Raw genomic sequence first — 1,351 nt, 5'->3', positions numbered from 1 at the left:
GCTCCTGCCCGGCCCGTACGGTCGTGAAGGGCACCGGCCGCCAGCTCGCGCCGCCGTCCGCCGACGCCTCCAGGAACAGCGCGTCGGAGCCGGGCTCGGTGTCCCACCACAGCGAGCAGCGCAGCCGTCCATGCACGGACTCCGGTGCGGGTGCGGGTGCAAGTGTGAGCGGAGGCAGGGACAGCGTGGCCGTCGTGGCGTTCGCCATGCCCGAGAACCAGGCCGTACGGCCTCTCTCCGGCCGGACCGCGACGGCACGGGCCATCCGGTCGGCGGTCGCGACACGCGGCGCGCTCCCGGAGCGCCAGCTCCGCACGGGATGGACGGAGTTGCCGAGGACGATCAGGAACGAGTCGGTGGTCGGATCGAGAACGAGACTCGTGCCGGTGAACCCGGTGTGGCCCGCCGTGCTCGGAGTGGCCATGGCGCCCATGTACCAGTGCTGGTACAGCTCGAAGCCCAGACCGTGGGCATCGCCGGGGAAGCCGGAGTTGAAGTCGGTGAACATCAGCTCCACGGACTCCGGGCGCAGGATCCTCGCCCGGCCGTAGGCGCCACCGTTGAGCAATGTACGGGCGAGGACCGCCAGGTCCCAGGCGCAGGAGAAGACACCGGCGTGGCCCGCGACCCCGCCGAGGCTGTACGCGTTCTCGTCGTGCACCTCGCCCCAGACCAGGCCGCGGTCCAGCCCGGACCACGGCCGCCGCGCGTCCTCCGTGGCGGCGATCTTCGGCTTCCAGGAGGCGGGCGGGTTGTAGCGCGTACGGTGCATCCCGAGCGGACCGGTGATCTCCTCGCGGAGCAGGGTGTCCAGCCGCTGCCCACTGATCCGCTCCAGGATGAGCTGGAGCGAGATCAGATTGAGGTCGGAGTAGAGATAGACCGCGCCGGGCGGATTGAGCGGCGCCTCGTTCCAGAGCAGCTCCAGCTTGCCCTCGTACGTGGGCGCCGTATAGAGCGGGACCCAGGCGCGGAAGCCGGAGGTGTGCGTCAGCAGCTGACGCACCGTGATCTCCTCCTTGCCCGCCCGTCCGAACTCCGGCAGATATGCGGCGACCCGCTCCTCCAGCTCCAGCGCGCCGCGCTCGATCCGCTGGACCGCGAGGATCGAGGTGAACAGCTTGGAGACGGAGGCGAGATCGAAGACGGTGTCCTCGGCCATCGGGATCTGCCGCTCGGCCGGGAGCTCGACTCCGGCGCCGGTCTTCTCGTCGTACGCCGCGTACCGCACGGCCTTGCCGATCGGGCGGTGCAGGGCCACCGTCCCGCCACGGCCGGCGAGCAGCACGGCGCCCGCGTACCACGGGTGGACGGGCGACGGGCCCAGGAAGGCCATCGCGTCGGCGACCAG

At 71.3% G+C, this 1,351-nt stretch carries 1 protein-coding gene; it reads right to left on the bottom strand.

Going from position 1 to position 1,351, the window contains the following annotated elements; all coding sequences use genetic code 11:
* The coding region (locus GA0115259_RS37930) for a serine hydrolase domain-containing protein (RefSeq protein ID WP_107469425.1) at positions 1–1,351 on the bottom strand (1,351 nt) is incomplete at both ends.

It is taken from the genome of Streptomyces sp. MnatMP-M17 (assembly GCF_900091995.1).
In the GTDB taxonomy this organism is placed as follows: Bacteria; Actinomycetota; Actinomycetes; order Streptomycetales; family Streptomycetaceae; genus Streptomyces.
This window is presented reverse-complemented; position numbering and strand designations above follow the sequence as displayed.